The organism is Pseudomonas sp. B14(2022), assembly GCF_012030485.1.
Lineage (GTDB): Bacteria > Pseudomonadota > Gammaproteobacteria > Pseudomonadales > Pseudomonadaceae > Aquipseudomonas.
In genome coordinates this window covers 189775-209121 of sequence record NZ_JAAUVM010000010.1, presented here as the reverse complement: position 1 = coordinate 209121, position 19347 = coordinate 189775, and the positions used below count along the sequence as shown (strand labels likewise).

Genomic DNA, 19347 nt, shown 5'->3' with positions numbered 1-19347 from the left:
CGAAGCGCCCCTGATGAAGGCGAATGCGCTATATCAAGCACTCCTCGCCTGGTTTTGGGGCTGCTGCGCAGCCCAACGCGGGACAAGCCCGCTCGCCACAAGGCTGGCACCCCGTTATCGCAGGCAAGTCCGCTCCCACATTCACATTTCAGGCGGGCCGCGCAATTCTGAACAATTGTTCTGAATTGGTCTTCTTCCTACTTTCCTGAGAGATAGTTCGCACAGGAAAGCTAGGCCGGGTCATTAGACGCCGGCACCCTGCGGCAACTCGCTCAGGACCACTTATCGTTACAGCTTTCCGTGTGTAAGGAAGCTCACGATATGTTGCGAAACCTACCACTCAGTGCATCAGGCCGGTTGCGACTGCTCGTCGGGGCAGCCTTATGCAGCCAATTACTGATGCCCGCCTTCGCCATGGCCGATCCGGCCTATGACGCGCTGATTATTCAGGCGCGCAACGGCAACTTCACCCCCGCCCTGACCCAATTGCGCCAGTTGTCTGCCGAACGCCAGACGCCAGGCCAGGTCAGCGATCATGTGGTGATCGCCGGTTGGGCCGGCCAGGATGCCGAAGTGTTGAAGGTGTACGAGGCCCAGGGCAAACATCGCAACCTCAGCACCCAGGCGCTTGCCACCGTCGCGCGTACCTATCGCAACCAGCAGCAATGGTCCCAGGCCGAGGCGGTCTATCGCCAGGCGTTGCTGCGTGAGCCGAATAACGTTGACCTGCAATTGGGCCTGGCCCTGACCCAGGCCGACGGCGGCAAGGCTGACGAAGCGCTAAAACGCACCCGCGCATTGGTCGCCGCCAAGCCCGATGACCCTAACCGGCGCATGGCCCTGGGGTACGCGCTGACCCGTGCCGGCTTGGACTACGACGCGCTGTTTGAATTCGACCAGGCGTTTATCCGCGCTGGCGACAAGCCTGAAGTCGCTCGCGAATACATCGTCGCACTGCAAAAGGCTCGTCTGCCGGAAGCGGCGTTGCGCCTGTCCGCCCAGCGTCCGGGCCTGGTGGACGCGGTGACCCAGCGCCGCCTGGAAGGTGACCTCGCCGCCGAACGGGTGCGCATGGCCGAGTTCGCCACGCGCAGCGAAAAAGAACGCTATGTGATTGCCGACCGCGCCCTGGCGGACTACGACAAACTGCTCGCCCGCTGGACCCCGGACGCCACTGCCCATGACGATGTGGTGCGCTGGCGCATCGACCGCCTGGGTGCGCTCAAGGCACGGGCACGCACTGCCGAAGTGATCAGCGAGTACGAAGCCCTCACGGCCCAAGGTGTGCAGCTGCCGACGTACGCCGTGCGTTGGGTCGCAGCGGCCTACCTCGACCAGCGCCAGCCAGAAAAGGCTGCGCCGCTGTATCGCCAGGCGGTGACCGCTCCGGACGCAGACGTAGGTGATCATGTTAAAGACAGCAGCGCCCTGTTCTACGCCTTGTTGGAAAGCGACCAGGTGGAAGAGGCGCGGGCAGTCGCCAATAACCTGGCCAGCACCGAGAAGCCCCGGGTTGAACTCAAGGGCCTGCCCATCGGCAACCCTAACGATGAATGGATGGACGCCCAGCAGCTGGCAGCCCAGGCCGGTACGTATGGCGCTGACCTCAACGCCAGCGAAGAAAGCCTGGAGGCCCTGGGCAATAAAGCCCCCGGCAGCATCGGCGTACGTCTGGCCCAGGCCGAGATGTACCGTGCCCGTGACTGGCCGAGGCGCGCCGAAGATTCACTCAAGGAAACCGAAAACCAGAGCCCGCGCGACATCGGCGTGGAAATGTCCCAAGGCTTCACGGCGTTGGATTTGCAGGAGTGGCGCCAACTCGACCTGCTCACCGACGATGTCGTCGCCCGCGCGCCGGAAAACCGCCAAGTACAGCGCCTCAAACGCCTTCGCGATGTGCACGACATGGCTGAAGTCCGCGTGGAGGCCTACACCGGTAAAAGCTTCGGGGGCGGCAACGACCAGGAAGCCGGTGCGGTGTCCGGCAGCCGTGACTGGGGCATTGAAACCGTGATCTACACCCCGCCCATCGACGAAGACTGGCGCCTGTTCGCCGGTGTCGGTTATGGCACCGCCGACTTTGCCGAAGGCACTGGTCATCATCGTTGGCAACGCGTCGGCGTGGAGCGGCGTACCCGTGACATGACCCTCGAAGCCGAGGTCTCCAACCATTCCTACGGCTTTGGTTCCAAACAAGGCGCGCGGCTGTCGATTGCCCGGGACATCAACGACCACTGGCAATACGGCGGCAGCCTGGATTACCTCTCGGCCACCACTCCGTTGCGGGCGCTTAATACCGACGTCACGGCCAACGGCGGCAGTGGTTTTATCCGCTGGCGCGCCAATGAGAGCCGGGAGTGGAAACTCACAGTCAGCCCGTCCCATTTCAGCGATGGCAACGACCGGGTCGAAGCCTTGCTCACCGGCCGCGAGGGTGTCTACAGCTCGCCCAAGGTGCAAGTGGAGTTAGGCCTGGACGTCAGCGCCAGCCGCAACAGCAAGGAAGATACGTTGTACTTCAACCCCAAGTCGGACTTCGGCGTGTTGCCCACCGTCACCGTCAACCATGTGCTCTATAACCGCTACGAGACCCAGTGGAGTCAGCAGTTCCAGGTCGGTGCGGGCACCTACAGCCAGCGAGATTATTCCACCGGCGGTGTCGGCCTGATCGGCTATGGCCAACGCTTTCGCTGGAACGACGTGCTGGAAGCCGGCGCCAACCTGAGCCTGGTCAGCCGACCTTATGACGGTGAGCGCGAACGCGATCTGCGCCTGCTCGTCGACCTCACTTACCGTTTCTAGAAGAGCCTGACCATGACCCTCCTCAGCCGTTGCTTGTTGGTCCTGGGTGTATTGCTGGCCGCCGCCTGCGCCCAGCAACCCGCGCCATTCACCCCGCCCGCCGAGCGGCCGATCCTGGCCGCCGAAGCGCCGTGGCCGAAGAACCACTTTTTGGGCATTGCCTACCACGATGTCGAGGACAACGATCCCGACCAGGCAGTGGTGGCCGTGCGCACCGAACGCTTGATCGAGCAGTTGGCCTGGCTGCGGGAGAATGGGTACCAGGCGGTCAGTGTGGACCAGGTCCTTGCCGCTCGCCGGGGCGGGCCGACACTGCCGCCCAAAGCCGTCATGCTGAGCTTCGACGACGGTTATTCGAGCTTCTATACCCGCGTGATGCCGATCCTGCGGGCGTATCACTGGCCGGCGCTGCTGGCGCCAGTGGGTAGCTGGATCGATACACCGCTCAACCAACCGGTGGATTTCGCCGGTACGCCCCGGCCCCGTGGCGACTTTCTGACCTGGCAGCAGATTCGCGAAGTGTCCCAGTCCGGCCTGGTGGAAATCGCTGCCCACACCGATGCCAATCACAAAGGCATCCTGGCCAACCCCCAAGGCAACCTGGAGCCCGCCGCCACCACACGGCGCTTTGATCCGGCGACCAATCGCTACGAAACCGAGGCACAGTTCCAGGCACGGATGCGTGCCGACGTGGTCGCGATTTCCAACAAAATCCGTACGGTCACCGGCAAGGCGCCTCGGGTATGGGTATGGCCGTATGGCGCTGCCGACGGCACCTCGCTGGCGGTGGTGGGTGAGCACGGTTATGAGATGGCGCTGACCCTGGACGACGGCCTCGACGACTCGAAAAAACTGATGAACAGCCCGCGCTTCCTGGTGGATTCCGACCCGGACGGCGAGCACTTCGCGAGCAGCATTGTCTCGGTGCAGACCAAGGCCCCGCTGCGCGTACTGCATGTGGATCTGGATCACGTCTACGACCCCGATCCGGTGCAACAGGCGCATAACCTCGACGTGCTGGTGCAGCGTGTGGTGGATATGGGCTCCGTGACCGTGTTCCTGCAAGCCTACGCCGACCCCAAAGGTGACGGCCTGGTACGTTCGCTGTACTTCCCCAACCGGCACCTGCCGATGCGGGCCGACTTGTTCAACCGTGTCGCCTGGCAGTTGCACACCCGTGCCCGGGCCAGCGTGTTTGCCTGGATGCCAGTACTGAGTTTCGACCTTGATCCCAAACTGCCACGCGTCACACGCTGGGATCCGGAAACCGGTAAGGTCGGCCCTGATCCCGACCAATACCAGCGCTTGTCGCCGTTCGATCCGAAAGTGCGGCAGATGATCGGCGAGATTTACCAAGACCTGGCGAGCACCGGCAACAGTGCCATCGATGGCGTGCTGTACCACGATGACGCGCTGCTCAGCGATTTCGAAGACGCCAGCCCCGCAGCGCTCAAGGCCTATGCCGCCAATGGCCTGCCCAACAGCATCGCTGCGCTGCGCGCCGATCCGGCCATCATGCAACGCTGGACCCGTTTCAAGAGTCGCTACCTGATCGACTTCACCAACGAATTGACCGCCAAGTTCCGCGCCATCCGTGGTCCGCAGATACAAACCGCGCGCAATCTCTTCGCCGAGCCGATGCTCAACCCCGGCAGCGAAGCCTGGTTCGCACAGAACCTCGACGATTTCCTCCAGACCTACGACTGGACTGCGCCGATGGCGATGCCGCTGATGGAAGGCGAGACACTCGAGAACTCCAATGCCTGGCTGGAAAAACTGGTGGCGACGGTCAAGGCGCGCCCCGGCGCACTGGAGAAAACCGTATTTGAGCTGCAAGCCAAGGACTGGCGCACCAAGGCCGCACCCGATATCAGCGGTACGCAATTGGCCGAATGGATGAATGTGCTCAAGCGCCAGGGTGTCACGAGTTTTGGCTACTACCCGGACAACTTCCTGGAAAACTCCCCGGACTTGAAGACAGTGCGTCCGGCCCTTTCCAATCAATGGAACCCTTGACCATGTTCGACAGAATCCTGGCTATATTCGTACTCGCGCTGGTATTGGGTGTGCCCCTGGGCCTGATCTTTCTGGTCACCGGGCAGTTCCTGATGGACTTCGTGTTCTTCTATCCGCTGTTCATGTCGGCGCTGTGGATCGCCGGCGGGCTGTACTTCTGGCTGCACTGGGAGCGCCACTGGCCCTGGGAAGAAGACACCCCGGCGCCTGCCCTGGCCGGCAACCCGCTGATCTCGATCATCATCCCTTGCTACAACGAAGGGGATAACGCCGCCGACACCATCCATGCGGCGCTGGGCCAGCTGTACCCGAATATCGAAGTGATCGCGGTCAACGACGGTTCCAAGGACAACACCGCCGCCGTCCTCGATGCCCTGGCGCTGGAGCATCCGCGCCTGCGGGTGCTGCACCTGGCGCAGAACCAGGGCAAGGCCGTGGCCTTGCGCATGGGCGCGGTGGCCTCGCGCAGCGAATACCTGGTGTGCATCGACGGCGATGCGCTGCTGGATAAAAACGCGGCGGCCTACATGGTCGCGCCGATGCTCGACAACCCGCGCCTGGGTGCCGTGACCGGCAACCCACGCATCCGCACACGTTCGACCTTGATCGGCCGCGTGCAGGTGGGCGAGTTCTCCTCGATCATCGGCTTGATCAAGCGCACCCAGCGCGTATTCGGGCGGATCTTCACGGTCTCGGGTGTGGTGGTGGCGTTCCGTAAAAAGGCGCTGGACCGCATCGACTACTGGAGCACCGACATGATCACCGAGGACATCGATGTCAGTTGGAAGCTGCAGCTCGATCACTGGAGCATTTTTTACGAGCCGCGTGCACTGTGCTGGATCTTGATGCCCGAGACCGTCGGCGGCCTGTGGAAACAGCGCCTGCGCTGGGCCCAGGGTGGTGCTGAAGTGTTGTTCAAAAACATCCGGGGTATCTGGCAATGGCGCCATCGCTACCTGTGGCCGCTGATGTTCGAATACTGCCTGTCCACCGGTTGGGCCTTCACCTTCCTGCTCTCGGTGATTTTCTGGGGCCTGGGCAAATTCATTGTGCTGCCGCCGGCGATCACCGTGGACTCCCTGGTCCCGCCGGCCTTTACCGGCCTGGTGCTGGCGATGGTGTGTCTGGTGCAGTTTGCGGTGAGCATCCTGATCGACCGCCGCTATGAGAAAGACCTGTGGAAAACCCTGTTCTGGACCGTGTGGTACCCGATGGTGTTCTGGCTGGTCAGCCTGTTCACCACCCTGGTCAGTTTCCCCAAGGTGCTGTTCAACCAGCACCAGAAGCGCGCGCGCTGGGTCAGCCCGGATCGCGGTATCAAACCTGTTGAAGAGGAGGCGTGATCATGAAACTGGTCAGAACCCGCCAAAGTACCGTGATGTGGCTCATCGATGTGTTGTTGACCCTGATGGCCTGGGCCGGGTTGGTCTGGCTGCTGGCGCGCGGGATCACCTCGATGCTGAACACCCACGGCGGCCCACGCATCGAGGCGCCGATTTTCGCGGCGCTGAACACCTTGCAGATCTACCTGTGGATCGCACTGTTCAACGCCGTGATCCTGGTCACCTGGGCACGCTACCAGCAACGCAAGGGGCGCAAGTTCGCCCAGCGGCGCGCCGAGGCCAAGGCGCTCAGCGATCAGAACCTGAACGAGAGTTTCAGCCTGGCCGAGGGCGACCTGGAGCAATTGCGCCGACCGGGTGTACTGGTGATTCACAACGACGAAGACGGCGGCGTGGCGGAAGTCAAAGCCCACGTCTCCCGCGACGTGGAAAAACAAGGATTGACCCTGGTGCCCGAGAAAAAAGACGTCAGCTAAGGACTGTAAATCCAATCCAATGTGGGAGGGGGCTTGCTCCCGATAGCGGTGGTTCAGCTAATGAATACTTGGCTGACACACCGCTATCGGGGGGCAAGCCCTCTCCCACAATTGTCTATCCACTCGACCTCGAACATGAATGTCGACAAGTGGGACCCAATTCACAAAAACGCCGCGAACTATTCGGTTCTTTTCGGTACTAACTTATCTCGGAAGAACTTAGTGGCCAAATACTGGCAGTTATAAGTTCATTCGATAAATCGCTATCAAAAGAGCTGCCGCCTGTCGGAATAGTACTTCGAGTTTCAGGCCGCCTGTATTTTTGATGATTATTTATTGTTAGCAATCAACTAGTTGTGAGATTAACGAGTGCGAATGTGCAACTGGCTCAGCTTCTTGGGTTGGCGCAAGTTCAATGTTAGTTTCGCGGCCCTTGATTTTCGACGGACCGAATATGTTTTTTTTATTGCCACGGACTCGGTATTTCCTCTGCACGTTGCTGCTCGCCTATATGAGCGCAAACAGTGCCATGGCCGCTCCTACGCCCGGGGACCAGGACCTGATCCGCGACCGTCAGAATCGCCTGCTCGAAGAGCAACAGCGGCGCCTGCAGGAACTCCAGGATCTGCCCGGCAAAGCGGCCAAGCCCGAGGCCCCGGCCACGCCGGCAGATACCCGTTGCTTCCCCATCCAGGACATCGAACTCAAGGGCGCCGACAGCCTGTCCGCCGCCGACCGTACCCGCCTGCTCAAACCCTACATCGGCCAATGCCTGGGCGTTACCCAGCTCAACGAACTGCTCAAGGTCATCACCGACTACTACATCGCCAAGGGCCACGTCACCAGCCGCGCCTACCTGCCGCAGCAGGACCTGTCCAGCGGCCATCTGCAAGTGCTGGTGGTCGAAGGCAAACTCGAAGGCATAAAGGGCGCCCAGGGCAGCACGGTCACCGACCGCGAACTGGCCATGGCGTTTCCCGGCAAGGTCGGTGAAGCGCTCAACCTGCGCGAAGTCGAACAATTGGTGGATCAACTGAGCCGCCTGCCGTCCAAACAGGCGCAAATGGAGTTGACCCCCGGCACGCAGATCGGCGGCAGCGAAGTGCTGGTCAAAAACCAGCCGCAAAAACCCTGGCGCGCCAGCCTGTCGCGCAACAACGACGGCCAGAAAAGCACCGGCGAACAGCAATGGGGCGCCGGCCTTGAGTGGGACAGCCCGCTGGGCCTGGCCGATCAACTGATCCTGCGCGGTGGCCACGACGCCATCAGCGACCATCAGAAAACCTCGAAAAACAGCATGCTGTATTACAACGTGCCGTGGGGCTGGTGGAACTTCAGTTACACCTACAGCGAGAGCGATTACCGCACCTACGGCGTGACCAACGACTTCAAGTTCAAGCAGAACGGCGACAACCAGAACCACCAACTGCGTGCCGAGCGAGTCATCCACCGCGACGACGTCAGCAAGACGTCGGTGAACGTCGGCCTGGCACACCTGCGTACCAACAACTACATCCTCGACGTGCGCACCGCGCCCAGCAGCAACCGCCTCAGCGAATTGCAACTGGGCGTCAACCACGGGCGACGCATCGGCAGTGCTTTCGTCAACCTCGACCTTGGCATGCAGAACGGCATCGGTTTGTTCGACGCCCAGTCTCAGGAAGAGCGCGACTCGCTCGGCCGTCGCCAACCCAATTCGCGCTACCGCAAGTACACCGCCACCGTCAGCTACCTGCAGCCATTCAGCCTGTGGGGCGAGTCGTTCAGCTTCAGCAGCCTGGCTACCGGCCAACGCAGTGAAGACGTCCTGTTCAGCCCCCAGCGCATGAGCCTGGGGGGCTCGGCCTCGGTGCGTGGTTTCAAGGACCAGCAACTGATGGGCGACAGCGGCGGTTACTGGCGCAACGAAGTGCGCTGGGCCCGCCCTGTGACCCTCGACTGGATGCGCCCGGCGTTCGCCGAATACGGCGCCAGCATCGGCTATGACCAGGGTGTGATCACCCATGATCGTTACAACGACAACGTTCATGGCCGAGTCTCCAGCAACTCTCTGGAATTGTTCGCCCGGGGCAAACATGTCAGCACCAGCGTGACCTTTGCCCATTCGCTGGAAAGACCCGGCGTGCTGACCGAACGCGAAGCACCGATCTACTTCCGTATGGATTTCTTCCTGTAATTCAACGCTGCACCGCAACGAGAGTCTGAAAATGGATGTTCGCCAATTCGCCTTCCTGGCCCGCCAACCTTCTGCTGCCCTGAGGCCGCGAGACGCGTTCTTCGGTCTGCCCAAGCGCGGGCTGGTGCTGATCCTCGCCAACGCGCTGTTCTGGCAGCCTCTGCTGGCCCAGGCCGAAGGTATCGTGGTCGCCACCCCAGGCACCACGGTGGGCGCGGCGGGCAATGGCGTGCCGGTGGTGAACATCGCCACGCCCAACGGCGCAGGCGTGTCCCATAACCAGTACACGGACTACAACGTCGGCCCCAACGGCGTGATCCTCAACAACGCCAATAGCCCCATGGCCAACACCCAGCTTGGCGGCTATATCGTTGGCAACCCCAACCTCAAGGGCGGCGCCGCGAACGTCATCCTCAACGAAGTCACCGGCGCCAACCCCAGCCAGTTACGCGGTTACACCGAAGTGGCGGGGCAGTCGGCCAAGGTCATCGTCGCCAACCCGTACGGCATCACCTGCAGCGGTTGCGGCTTTATCAACACCCCGAACGTCACCCTCACCACCGGCAAACCGGTGCTCGACGCGGCCGGCCAACTCAAGAGCTACCAAGTCGACGGCGGCGCCGTGACCATCGACGGCCAGGGCCTGAACGCCAGCAGCGTCGACCGCTTCGAAATCATCACCCGCTCGGCCAAGATCAACGCGCAAATCAACGCGCGCCAGCTCACCGTGATTGCCGGGCGCAATGACGTTGACGCCCAAAGCCTGAAAACCACCGCGCGCGCCGACGACGGCAGCACCAAGCCGGAACTGGCCATCGACTCATCGGCCTTGGGCGGCATGTACGCCGGCGCGATCAAGCTGGTGGGCACCGAAGCCGGCGTGGGCGTGAAGCTCGACGGCACACTGGCGGCCAGTGGCGGTGATATTCAGTTGGACGCCAATGGTCGCTTGACCATGGCGCAGGCAGCGGCCACCGGTAACGTCACGGTCAATGCGCAGAATATCGACCTCACCGATAAGGTCTACGCCACCGGTAATGTGCAACTGACCAGCGCCCAGACGTTGGTCAACCGCAAGAGCGTGGCCGCCGGCCAACGCATCGACATCAATGCGGCCACGGTCAACAACCCCGGCATCATCGAAGCCGGCGTCGCCCCCGACAACACCCGCAATATCACCGGCGACCTGGTGATTAACGCGCAAACCGTCAACACCAACGGCAACCTGCTGGCCAGCCGCGCACTGGCGATCACCGCCGCGCAAGCGTTGACCAATCAGGGTGCGATCATCCAGGCCAAAACCGTCGACGTCAGCAGCGCCAAACTGACCAACCAGGGCGCTACCGCACGCCTGTTTGGCGAACAAAGCCTGGCGCTCAACTCGCCGGCCATCGTCAACCTCGGCGGCCTGATTCGTTTTGGTGACGGCCAGGCCGCAAGTCTCAACAGCGCCTCGCTGGATAACCGCCAGGGCCGCATCGAAATGGCCGGCGGCAGCCTGGTGCTCACCAGTGCCGACCTCAACAACAACGGCGGACAAATCATCGCCAACAACCTGACCGTGAATGCGGGCAGCCTCAACAACCAGAACGGCGTAGTGGTCGCTGGCGCCACCACCGTGAACGCCACTGACCTGGATAACAGCCTCAAGGGCCTGATCCAGGCCGACGCCGGCGCGCTCACCCTCAACGTCGCCAACGCCTTCAACAACAGCCAGGGGTTTGCCCAAGCCAGCACCGATCTGAACCTCAACGCCGGCAGCCTCAGCAGTAACGCCAATGGCGTGCTGAGCGCCGACACCGGCAAGCTCACCCTCGTGACTGCGCAACAGCTCAATAACGCACAGGGCCGTTTGCAGGCAGGCAAGGGCGATATTGAACTGCATGCCGCGAGCCTGGATAACCAGAGCGGCGTGATCGTCGGCAAGCAACTGTTGCTCGCCGCCAGTGACATCGACAACCGCGCCGGCACCGTGCTGGGCAACGCCGTCGATGTGACCGCTAAGACCCTCAACAACAGCGGTAAAGGCTCGTTGATCAGCGATGCCGGTGACGTGACGCTCAACATCAGCGACCTGCTGACCAATACCGGTGGCGCGATTGACGCTGGTGAACGCAGCGTGCTGGTCAAACAGCTCACCACCCTCAACAACAGCGGCGGCCTGCTGCGTGGCAAGCGCCTGGACATCACCGCGCAGCATCTGGACAACGATAACGGCCAACTGCTGGCCGGCAACCTTGGCCTGAACTACAGCGGCCAAGAGCTGAGCAACCGCAAAGGCCTGATCCTCAGCGGCGGCGCCCTCACCGAATTGACCACCGGCAGCCTGGACAACCAGGGCGGCACCGTGCAGGGCGATACCCTGACCGTCACCGCCGACTCGGTCGACAACGGCAGCGGCGGCCTGATGGCGAGCCTGATCGGCAATCTGCAACTGACCGTTGAAGCCCTGGCCAACCGCGGCGGCAAGCTGTTCGGCAAAGAGCAGGTGACCATCAGCGGCGGCGCCCTCGACAACAGTGCGGGCGGCCAGCTCAGCGGCAATCAGCTCAACCTCACGTCACGCGACACCTTGACCAACCGCGGCGGCCTGATCGAGGCCAACCAGGGCCTGACCGTCGGTGGCGGCAACCTCGACAACAGCGCGGGTGGTCAACTGCGCGCCTTGAAAGGGATCACCAGCAGCATCAACGTCAGCGGCGCAGTCAATAACCAGAATGGCATTCTGGAGTTTGGCAGCCAGAGCTTCAGCCTCGACGCCGCCAGCCTGAACAACCAGTCCGGCCAATTGCAGCACGCCGGCAGCGGCCTGATGCGCGTCCACACCGCCAGCCTCACCGGCAGCCAGGGCGATATCAACGGCATGGGCACAGCCGACTGGGCATTCGGCAAGGTCGATGGTCTGGGCCGTGTGCAACTCAACGAAGTCATCACCTATAAAAGCAGCCAGGCGCTGGCGCTGAAAGCCGGTGACCGCATGGCCAGCGGCAAGGGCCTGGTCATCGACGTGGCCAGCCTGGATAACGGCGGCGAACTGCTGAGCGACGGTGACCTGAGCATCACCACCGGCGACATGACCAACACCGGCCGCGTATCGGCCCTGCAAACGCTCACCGTTACAGCCAATAACCTGAGCCAGAACGGCGGCCGTCTGGCCGGCACCAGCACCCGTCTGAGCCTGACCGGCACCCTCGACAGCCTCGGTTTCCTCACTGCGCGTCAGCAACTGGATATCGCCGCGGCGCAGATCAATAACCGCGGCACCCTCGGAGCCCAGGGTGCGGTAAATCTCACTGCGGTCAACGGCATCACCAACGCGGCCGATTCGCTGCTGTTCAGCGGTGGCGACCTGACTCTGCGCGCCAATGGTTTCAGCAACCTCCATGGCGACGTCTACAGCAAAGGCGACTTGAGCTTCGCCGCGCGCGATGGCGGGCGTGCCGCGCTGTTCAGCAACCGTTCCGGCACCGTGGAAAGCGAAGGCTCAATCGGCATCAATGCGGGCTTTATCGAAAACGCCAAAGATGAATTCGAACTCGGGCAGACGCTAACCACCGGCAGCTTGAGTTGGATCTGTGGCCAGCACTGCGGCGAAAAAGACTGGTGGGAAAAAGGCATAATCACCATCTACGAGACGTACCTTGAGGCGGCGACCAAGGATTCGGCATCGGCGCGCCTGGTAGCTGGCAAAAACATGCTGCTGCAAGGCGACAATGTGCAGAATCGCTACAGCCTGATGGCTTCCAATGGCGACTTGAGTATTGCCGCCGGTGACCTGCTGAACCAGGGCGCTGGTACGCGCACGGGGCAGCGCAAGATTGTCATCAGCACGCCAGAACGCGTTTCCGACGATTTGTTTGAACGCATGCAATGGGTCGACGTTCCCGCTTTCAATGCGGCCACGGCGGCTGGGCATTTCGATAAGGCACGCTTCGAAGAACTGAAAAACCGCTCACCTAATAGCTTGCCTTTCGCTTACGCAAGCGACGTCACCACCTGGACCAACAACAGCGGCCCCGGCTACGACGCCACCCTGCAAGCTGGCGGCACGGTCAACCTCAATGTCACCCGCATCTTGCAAAACGGTACGCTGCACGACAACACCCTGGCCCAACTCACCGGACGCCTGGGCGATAACCAGACCGGCATCCCGGTCGGTGGCATCAACATCAACCTGAGCCAACACGCCAACAGCCCCGGCGCCCAGGCGCCTGGCAGCGTACTGCCGGTGGTTACCCCAGCAGCGGGTGGCGGTTTTGTACCCGTTGACTACACCGGCGTGGCCTTCGCCCCGGTCGACCCCACCACCGCGCCCAACTTCCAGTTGCCCAAGGGCGAGTACGGCCTGTTCGTCAAAAACGCCGACCCCACCAGCCACTACCTGATCGAAACCAACCCGGAATTTGCCAGCCTCACCGGCTTCTTCAGCTCCGACTACATGCTCGGCAAACTCGGCTTCACCAGCGACAACGCCTGGCGCCGCCTCGGTGATGGCCAATACGAAAGCCGCCTGATCCGCGACGCGGTGCTCGCGCAAACCGGCCAACGCTTCCTCGCCGGCGGCCTGACCAGCGACGCCGACCAGTTCCGCTACCTGATGGACAACGCCCTGGCCAGCAAGGACGCCCTGCGCTTGAGCCTCGGCGTGACGCTCACCCGCCAGCAGGTCGGCGCCCTGACCCACGACATCGTGTGGATGGAAAACCGCGTGGTCGACGGCCAGACCGTCCTCGTGCCGGTGCTCTACTTGGCCCAGGCGGAGTCGCGCAACGTGCGCGGCAACAGCCTGATCCAGGGCCGTGACCTCAACCTGTTCACTGGCGGCGACCTGATCAACGTCGGCACCCTGCGCGCCAGCAACAACCTCTCCGCCGCCGCCGGCGGCAGTCTCTACAACGGCGGCCTAATCGAAGCCGGCAACAACCTGACGCTGCTGGCCCAGGACAGCATTCGCAACGCCATGGCCGGTGAAATTCGCGGCAAGCAAGTGAGCATGAAAGCAGTCAGGGGTGACATCACCAACGACAGCACCGCTATCCAGGTCCGCGACGGCGTAGGCATGCGCACCCTCACGGACAATAGCTCCAGCCTCATCGTCGCTCGTGAAAACCTGGCCATGGATGCTGGCCGCGACCTCATCACCCGAGGCGCCCTGACAGGCGGCACCGACGTCACCTTAATCGCCGGCCGCGACATCAGCATCCTGCCTGTCAGCGACACCAGCGTGAAACACACCTTCAGCGACGGCGGGCAAAAATCCAGCATCACCACCGACGTCAAAAACCTCGCCGCCAGCGTCACGGCGGGCGGCAACCTCAATATGAAAGCCGGGCAGGACGTCAACATCATCGGCAGTAATGCCTCCGCCGGCAAAGACTTCAACATCGACGCCGGGCGCGATTTCAACGTGTCGTCGGTCAGCGATGTGCACAACGTCGAGGGCAAGGAAAAGCACGGCAAGAAACGCATCAAGACAGCGGACGAGCAGACCACCCAAGTGGCGAGTGTGCTGACGGCGGGTGGGGATTTTGTCAGCCAGGCTGGGCGTGACACCACGATCGTGGCGAGCAGGATCAGCGCGGGGAATGAGGCTTATCTGTATAGCGGGGATAAGTTGAGTTTGTTGGCGGCGCAGAACAGCACCTACAGCCTTTACGACATGAAGGAGAAGGGTGGCTGGGGCGCGAAGAAGACCAAGCGCGATGAGGTGACACGCGTTACGAATGTGGGGACTGAGATCAAGACTGGTGGTGATTTGTCCCTGGTCAGTGGCGGTGATCAGCTGTATCAGCGGGCCAAGCTTGAGAGTGGTAACGACCTGGCCATCACCAGTGGCGGTGCGGTGACGTTCGAGGCAGTCAAAGACCTGCACCAGGAGAGTCACGAGAAAAGCAAGGGTGACTTGGCTTGGACCAGCGCCAAGGGCAAGGGTAATACCGACGAGACGTTGCGTCAGAGTGAGTTGGTGGCGCAGGGCGAGCTGGCAATCAAGGCCGTGGACGGCTTGAAGATTGATATAAGGCAGGTTAACCAGAACACGGTAAGCCAGACCATCGACGCGATGGTCCAGGCGGACCCGCAATTGGCCTGGATCAAAGAGGCCGAAAAGCGCGGGGATGTGGATTGGCGGCAGGTTAAAGAGCTGCACGACTCGTTCAAATACAGCAATTCGGGCCTGGGTGCTGGCGCGCAAATTATCATAGCGATCATTGTTACCTACTTCACGATGGGGGCTGCCAGCGGCGCAATCGCCGCCGCTGGGACGGGTACCTCGATGGCTGGGGCGACGGCTGCTGCCACAGCCACATCTGCCGCAGGCTGGGCCAACGCTGCGGGCAGCGTTGTGCTTGCCGGCATGGCCAGTAATGGTGCGATCAGTACGATCAATAACCGTGGCAATTTGGGCGCAGTGTTTAAGGACGTAACTTCCAGCGACGCGATGCGAGGCTATGTTGTATCGGGCGTTACTGCGGGGTTAACCGCAGGGTTCTACGACGACTGGACCAGCACTCAGACAGGCACTACTACTGCGCTGCCTAACTCGGGTGTGGTGACATCTGCTAGCCCATTGAGTACCTGGCAAGGTGTTGGTCAATTTACTGCGAATCAGGTTCTGCAAAACGGCACATCGGCCATCCTGACTAAAGCGCTGGGAGGAGAGGCCAGCCTTGGGGATGCACTGCAAAGCAGCCTTGCCAATGCATTTGCTGCTTATGGCTTCAACATGATTGGTGACGTCTCCAAGAATCGGTTCGCCGACGGCGGTATCACCAAGATTGGGCTGCATGCATTGATGGGCGGGCTGGCAGCTGAAGCGGCCGGCGGCGATTTCCGTACTGGTGCGTTGGCAGCAGGTGTGAACGAAGCTCTGGTAGACAGCCTCGCCAAACAGTACGCCAGCATGCCGGAGGATAAGCGAAAGAGCTTGCTGGTGATGAGCTCGCAGTTGGTTGGTGTGCTTGCCGCGTCGGTGGACAGTGATGCTGATGGCAAAAGCTTGCAGACCGGGGCTTGGGTTGCGAGCAACGCGACACAGTACAATTTCCTGAACCATTCGGATGTAATTGAGTTAGAGGCGGCAGAAAAAGATTGCCACCCAAATGGAACCTGTGACCAAGTCAAAAAAGAGTTCGATGCTCGTAGTGCTGCGAACCTGGCCCGATTGGATAATTGCGAAGCGACGCACAACTGCGCGCAAATTCGCGCCGAGCTTGATGAGGGTTCTAAAGCGATCGTTGCATCGGTAGAAAGAACTGAGACACTTAACCCTGGCGGATCAAGTAATGACTTGGTGGCTAGCTATCGAACTGTCAATGAACAGGAATGGACTAAGGCAGGCCAGCTGCACCTTAATCAAATCGCTAATTTATGGGTAAATGGTGATCCTACATGGATGAAGGAAGGTTCCCTTTACCTCGATCAAACAGGATTCAACCCGTTCGGAATCAACGTAGTTCCTGGCATGCTTCCCGGCGGCGGTGCTGGAAGCGTAGGGGCGGCAGGTGTTAAACCAACAATTAGTCCAGGCCATGAGGCCATGGCCGAAACTGGAAAACCGAGATGGGATACTCCTCAGTCGCGTGTAGATGGAGAGTTTGGGCCGACTAACGGTAATCACGCTGATACGCCGAAGGTTAAGGTTGAAGACTCAAACTATCCAAGTCCGATAGTGAATCCGGCAACAAATAAGATAGTTACAGAACATATAGTGGCTCCGTCAGGCAAGGCGCCTAAAACGGCAAATCCGAATTCGATTTATGAAATTTCCCGTGCAGACGGTAGCAAAAGTGTGACTTACTATGATGAATTGGGGCGGACGTTTTCTAGAGAAGATTATGGTCAGCAACGGAGTCATGGCAGCTTAGGTTACGCTACGGACGGTCGGGCGGTGCCTCATGAGCACAAAATAGAATATAACGATCGGGGGTTCGTCGATAAGCAGTATTATCGAGAAGTAAGTGCCGACGGAAAAGTTGTCGGGCCTTGGATTTTAGATAAGTAGGTATCAGCATGTCGAATGATGTATGTGGATATGTTTTTCCGCCACCCAGCCCGGACGCTTGGGTAGCGTTGGATAAATATATTTCCGAAAGCGATTTGGGGATATTCAAAATTAGCAGCGCGGAGCTATTTAATTATCCGCCAGAGTTATTGCCAAGCGAAGAAACCTTTGTGTTTCTGATTGGGGATAGACCCGGGTATCCCAATGCTACATATTTGACTGACTATAATCAGTATGATCCGCTGTATTCGGATATCGGGTTTCCTGGTGATCCGGTAGAAAGAGTTAAAATTTTATTGGCGGCGATTTTTGAGATTGTTGCAATTTGTGAATGTAAAAAACTTGTATTTTCAATTTCAGACAGTAGCCAAATAGAAGAAATTAAACAAGTTAATGTTTTTTGTGTTGTTGATGTCGTTTTGTCAGATTTCGAACGTGCGCAGGCCCCACCGGACACTTTATACGAAGTTTCTATAGGATAAGTTAAATGGGCAGAGAAAATTCAGACGGGTGACGTAATGATGTTCTTTGTCGGTAGAAACGTAATGGCGACGAAAACGGGGTTATGACCATAGGGGAAAGAGGGCGAATTTATTTAATTTTAGCTGCAAAGTACATTAAATAAACATATCCCCTTCATAGGGGAATAGTGGTCTCCCCTTTTGCTGTTTATAAAGCTGTTTTAGACAGTTCGCAAAGGACTAGAGCAGAGGTTAATAAGCGTCTTGGAGTTGACTGAATGGATGAGTCGTTTCCAATTATAACTAAAAGAGTTAACTCTGATGGGAGAGTCGAGTGTCATTTAGGCTTTTCTTCTGATTGGGATGGTTTTGAATCGATTGTAAAATATTTAAAAAATATTGGCAGGCGAGCTCAGTTCAAACCGTTGATAATATTTATCCTCGACGTTGGGTGTTGATATGTACTGGGGTTATGTTAACTGTTTATCACGACAGTCAGATAGGGAATTACTTGATTGTGGGAAATGGTGAAGATAAGGATAACTTACTCGGTCAGATCGAGGCGGATTTGATTGGGCGGTTCCGTTGATTGCTAGTCAGTAATGTTTCTACTTTTCTCTCCCCATAAGAAAAGGGGAAAATTTATTTGAGTTAGGCTTGAAAAGCCTATTAGATAAAACTGTCCCCTTTTTCAAGAGTTGGAAATAATGTACACACAAAATGATCTTGCTAATGATCTTGAAAAAAATTATCCGCAGGGAGTAAAGGGGGCGGATTTATTTAGGCGTGGTGTTGGTTCGTAAGTTATTAAATAAATTTGTCCCCTTTATCTTGCTTTATCTGGAAGCCGGGGATCGGTCAGGGAGACACGCATATTCCGCTTCATCCTGATTCTTCACCCCCCGTTCGTCGCTGAACGCTTATAGATTAATGTAGAGGGACGTATGAGCACTTTGTCAGATGATTTTGATTTTTCTCTGCTTTCTGGCTGTTATCTGGAAATGGTTTGTTTTGGTGTGCGTATTACGAGGTTTGATTTTTCCAGGCCGCAGACATTCGCGGGTGTGCCGCCCTATAAAATTTCATTCTGTGTAGAAGCCGGGCTGAAATATGAAATTGACGACATTGTGGGGCAGCGCGAATTTAATGACTCGTCTACCAGTGCGCCTTTATTAGATTTTTTATTAATGGACGTTGAGTCTGTTGTGGAAGTCGAGCCGGATACATTACAAATAATATTCAGCACGGGAGCGAAAATTACCATCAAGCCGGATGTTGCAGATGGTTATGAGTCTTACTCGATTTATTTGGATTCCGGTGACGTCATCGTCGTTTGAGCGGGTCAGATTGCAGATAAAGCCGCTACGAATCCTGGCAAGCTTTATCCAAACGGAAATATGAAAGATGCACACGCTGAAATTGGTGTGATCCAGCAAGCATATAGCTCTGGTAAAACTGCCGGGGCGGACATGTCCATGACAGTCGCAGGAAAAGATGTATGCGGATTCTGCAAGGGTGACATAGCCGCTGCCGCAGAAAAGGCTGAGTTGAAATCTTTAACCGTAAAAGCTATAGATGATAAAACAGGACTTCCGAAAAACTATTACTGGGAGTCAGGTATGAAGTCTATTAAGGAGAAAAAATAGATGATAATCGGAGGGTATACGCTTAGTCCTGAAAATGGCAGATTGCAACTTCCTCTCATTGATCAGCCGTCTATGGAAGATGTAAGGTCTATTATATGTGAATATGGCAAAGTCGACGGCGTCGCTTCGTTAGCTATTGCCCCGGCACCTGAAGCCGGACCTTACGAAATCAATCTTTATGCTGATTCTGGAAATTATCTTCTGATGCTGAACCAATACCTTGAGGATGGTGAGCACGTTGTGCGTACTCTTAATAACACGTCGGCTGGAACAAAGTTGGTTGATATTCTGGGTGATTACTATCCTGCGAGCTTCGTCACTAGGGATATAGATGTCGTTATTTCTTGTTTTCAGGAATTTTTGAGGTCCGGTGATGTAAGTTTTTCAGTGTTGAATGCTTAGAGTGAAGACAGAATGTAGAGATT

At 58.5% G+C, this 19347-nt stretch carries 10 protein-coding genes; all 10 read left to right on the top strand.

Going from position 1 to position 19347, the window contains the following annotated elements:
* The first annotated feature begins 321 nt into the window (after positions 1 to 321).
* The 10 genes from pgaA to HCF10_RS17075 all read left to right on the top strand — a co-directional run bounded on the left by pgaA (position 322) and on the right by HCF10_RS17075 (position 19324).
* Entirely contained in the window at positions 322 to 2802 is a 2481-nt protein-coding gene (gene pgaA / locus HCF10_RS17125) for a poly-beta-1,6 N-acetyl-D-glucosamine export porin PgaA (protein ID WP_167656026.1), read from the top strand.
* A gap of 12 nt (positions 2803 to 2814) precedes the next feature.
* Positions 2815 to 4818: a poly-beta-1,6-N-acetyl-D-glucosamine N-deacetylase PgaB gene (gene pgaB / locus HCF10_RS17120; RefSeq protein WP_131700502.1), complete on the top strand. Its 2004-nt coding sequence runs from the start codon at positions 2815 to 2817 to the stop codon at positions 4816 to 4818.
* Positions 4819 to 4820: 2 nt separating this feature from the next.
* Positions 4821 to 6161, top strand: coding sequence for a poly-beta-1,6-N-acetyl-D-glucosamine synthase (gene pgaC, locus HCF10_RS17115; protein ID WP_167656025.1), 1341 nt, complete (start codon positions 4821 to 4823; stop codon positions 6159 to 6161).
* A gap of 2 nt (positions 6162 to 6163) precedes the next feature.
* Positions 6164 to 6637 carry a poly-beta-1,6-N-acetyl-D-glucosamine biosynthesis protein PgaD gene (gene pgaD / locus HCF10_RS17110; protein WP_131700504.1) on the top strand — a complete coding sequence of 158 codons (474 nt, stop codon included), beginning with the start codon at positions 6164 to 6166 and terminating at the stop codon, positions 6635 to 6637.
* Between the two features lie 454 nt (positions 6638 to 7091).
* Complete coding sequence (locus tag HCF10_RS17105; protein ID WP_167656024.1) at positions 7092 to 8813, top strand: ShlB/FhaC/HecB family hemolysin secretion/activation protein; 1722 nt, start codon at positions 7092 to 7094, stop codon at positions 8811 to 8813.
* Between the two features lie 31 nt (positions 8814 to 8844).
* On the top strand, positions 8845 to 16815 hold the full coding sequence (locus HCF10_RS17100; protein ID WP_237683134.1) for a two-partner secretion domain-containing protein: 7971 nt from the start codon (positions 8845 to 8847) through the stop codon (positions 16813 to 16815).
* An 8-nt stretch (positions 16816 to 16823) separates the two neighbouring features.
* Entirely contained in the window at positions 16824 to 17297 is a 474-nt protein-coding gene (locus tag HCF10_RS17090; protein ID WP_167656023.1) for a hypothetical protein, read from the top strand.
* Between the two features lie 923 nt (positions 17298 to 18220).
* On the top strand, positions 18221 to 18613 hold the full coding sequence (locus tag HCF10_RS17085) for a hypothetical protein (RefSeq protein ID WP_167656022.1): 393 nt from the start codon (positions 18221 to 18223) through the stop codon (positions 18611 to 18613).
* 9 nt (positions 18614 to 18622) lie between these two features.
* Positions 18623 to 18922, top strand: a complete 300-nt coding sequence (locus tag HCF10_RS17080; protein ID WP_443200914.1) for a cytidine deaminase-like fold-containing protein — start codon at positions 18623 to 18625, stop codon at positions 18920 to 18922.
* Complete coding sequence (locus HCF10_RS17075) at positions 18923 to 19324, top strand: DUF6911 family protein (protein WP_167656020.1); 402 nt, start codon at positions 18923 to 18925, stop codon at positions 19322 to 19324.
* Positions 19325 to 19347 lie beyond the last annotated feature (23 nt).

Bases quoted from the DNA above. Each gene is read 5' to 3' on its own strand.
- pgaA (WP_167656026.1), top strand. From the start codon at position 322: ATGTTGCGAAACCTACCACTCAGTGCATCAGGCCGGTTGCGACTGCTC.
- HCF10_RS17100 (WP_237683134.1), top strand. From the start codon at position 8,845: ATGGATGTTCGCCAATTCGCCTTCCTGGCCCGCCAACCTTCTGCTGCC.
- HCF10_RS17085 (WP_167656022.1), top strand. From the start codon at position 18,221: ATGAGCACTTTGTCAGATGATTTTGATTTTTCTCTGCTTTCTGGCTGT.
- pgaC (WP_167656025.1), top strand. From the start codon at position 4,821: ATGTTCGACAGAATCCTGGCTATATTCGTACTCGCGCTGGTATTGGGT.
- pgaB (WP_131700502.1), top strand. From the start codon at position 2,815: ATGACCCTCCTCAGCCGTTGCTTGTTGGTCCTGGGTGTATTGCTGGCC.
- HCF10_RS17090 (WP_167656023.1), top strand. From the start codon at position 16,824: ATGTCGAATGATGTATGTGGATATGTTTTTCCGCCACCCAGCCCGGAC.
- pgaD (WP_131700504.1), top strand. From the start codon at position 6,164: ATGAAACTGGTCAGAACCCGCCAAAGTACCGTGATGTGGCTCATCGAT.
- HCF10_RS17075 (WP_167656020.1), top strand. From the start codon at position 18,923: ATGATAATCGGAGGGTATACGCTTAGTCCTGAAAATGGCAGATTGCAA.
- HCF10_RS17105 (WP_167656024.1), top strand. From the start codon at position 7,092: ATGTTTTTTTTATTGCCACGGACTCGGTATTTCCTCTGCACGTTGCTG.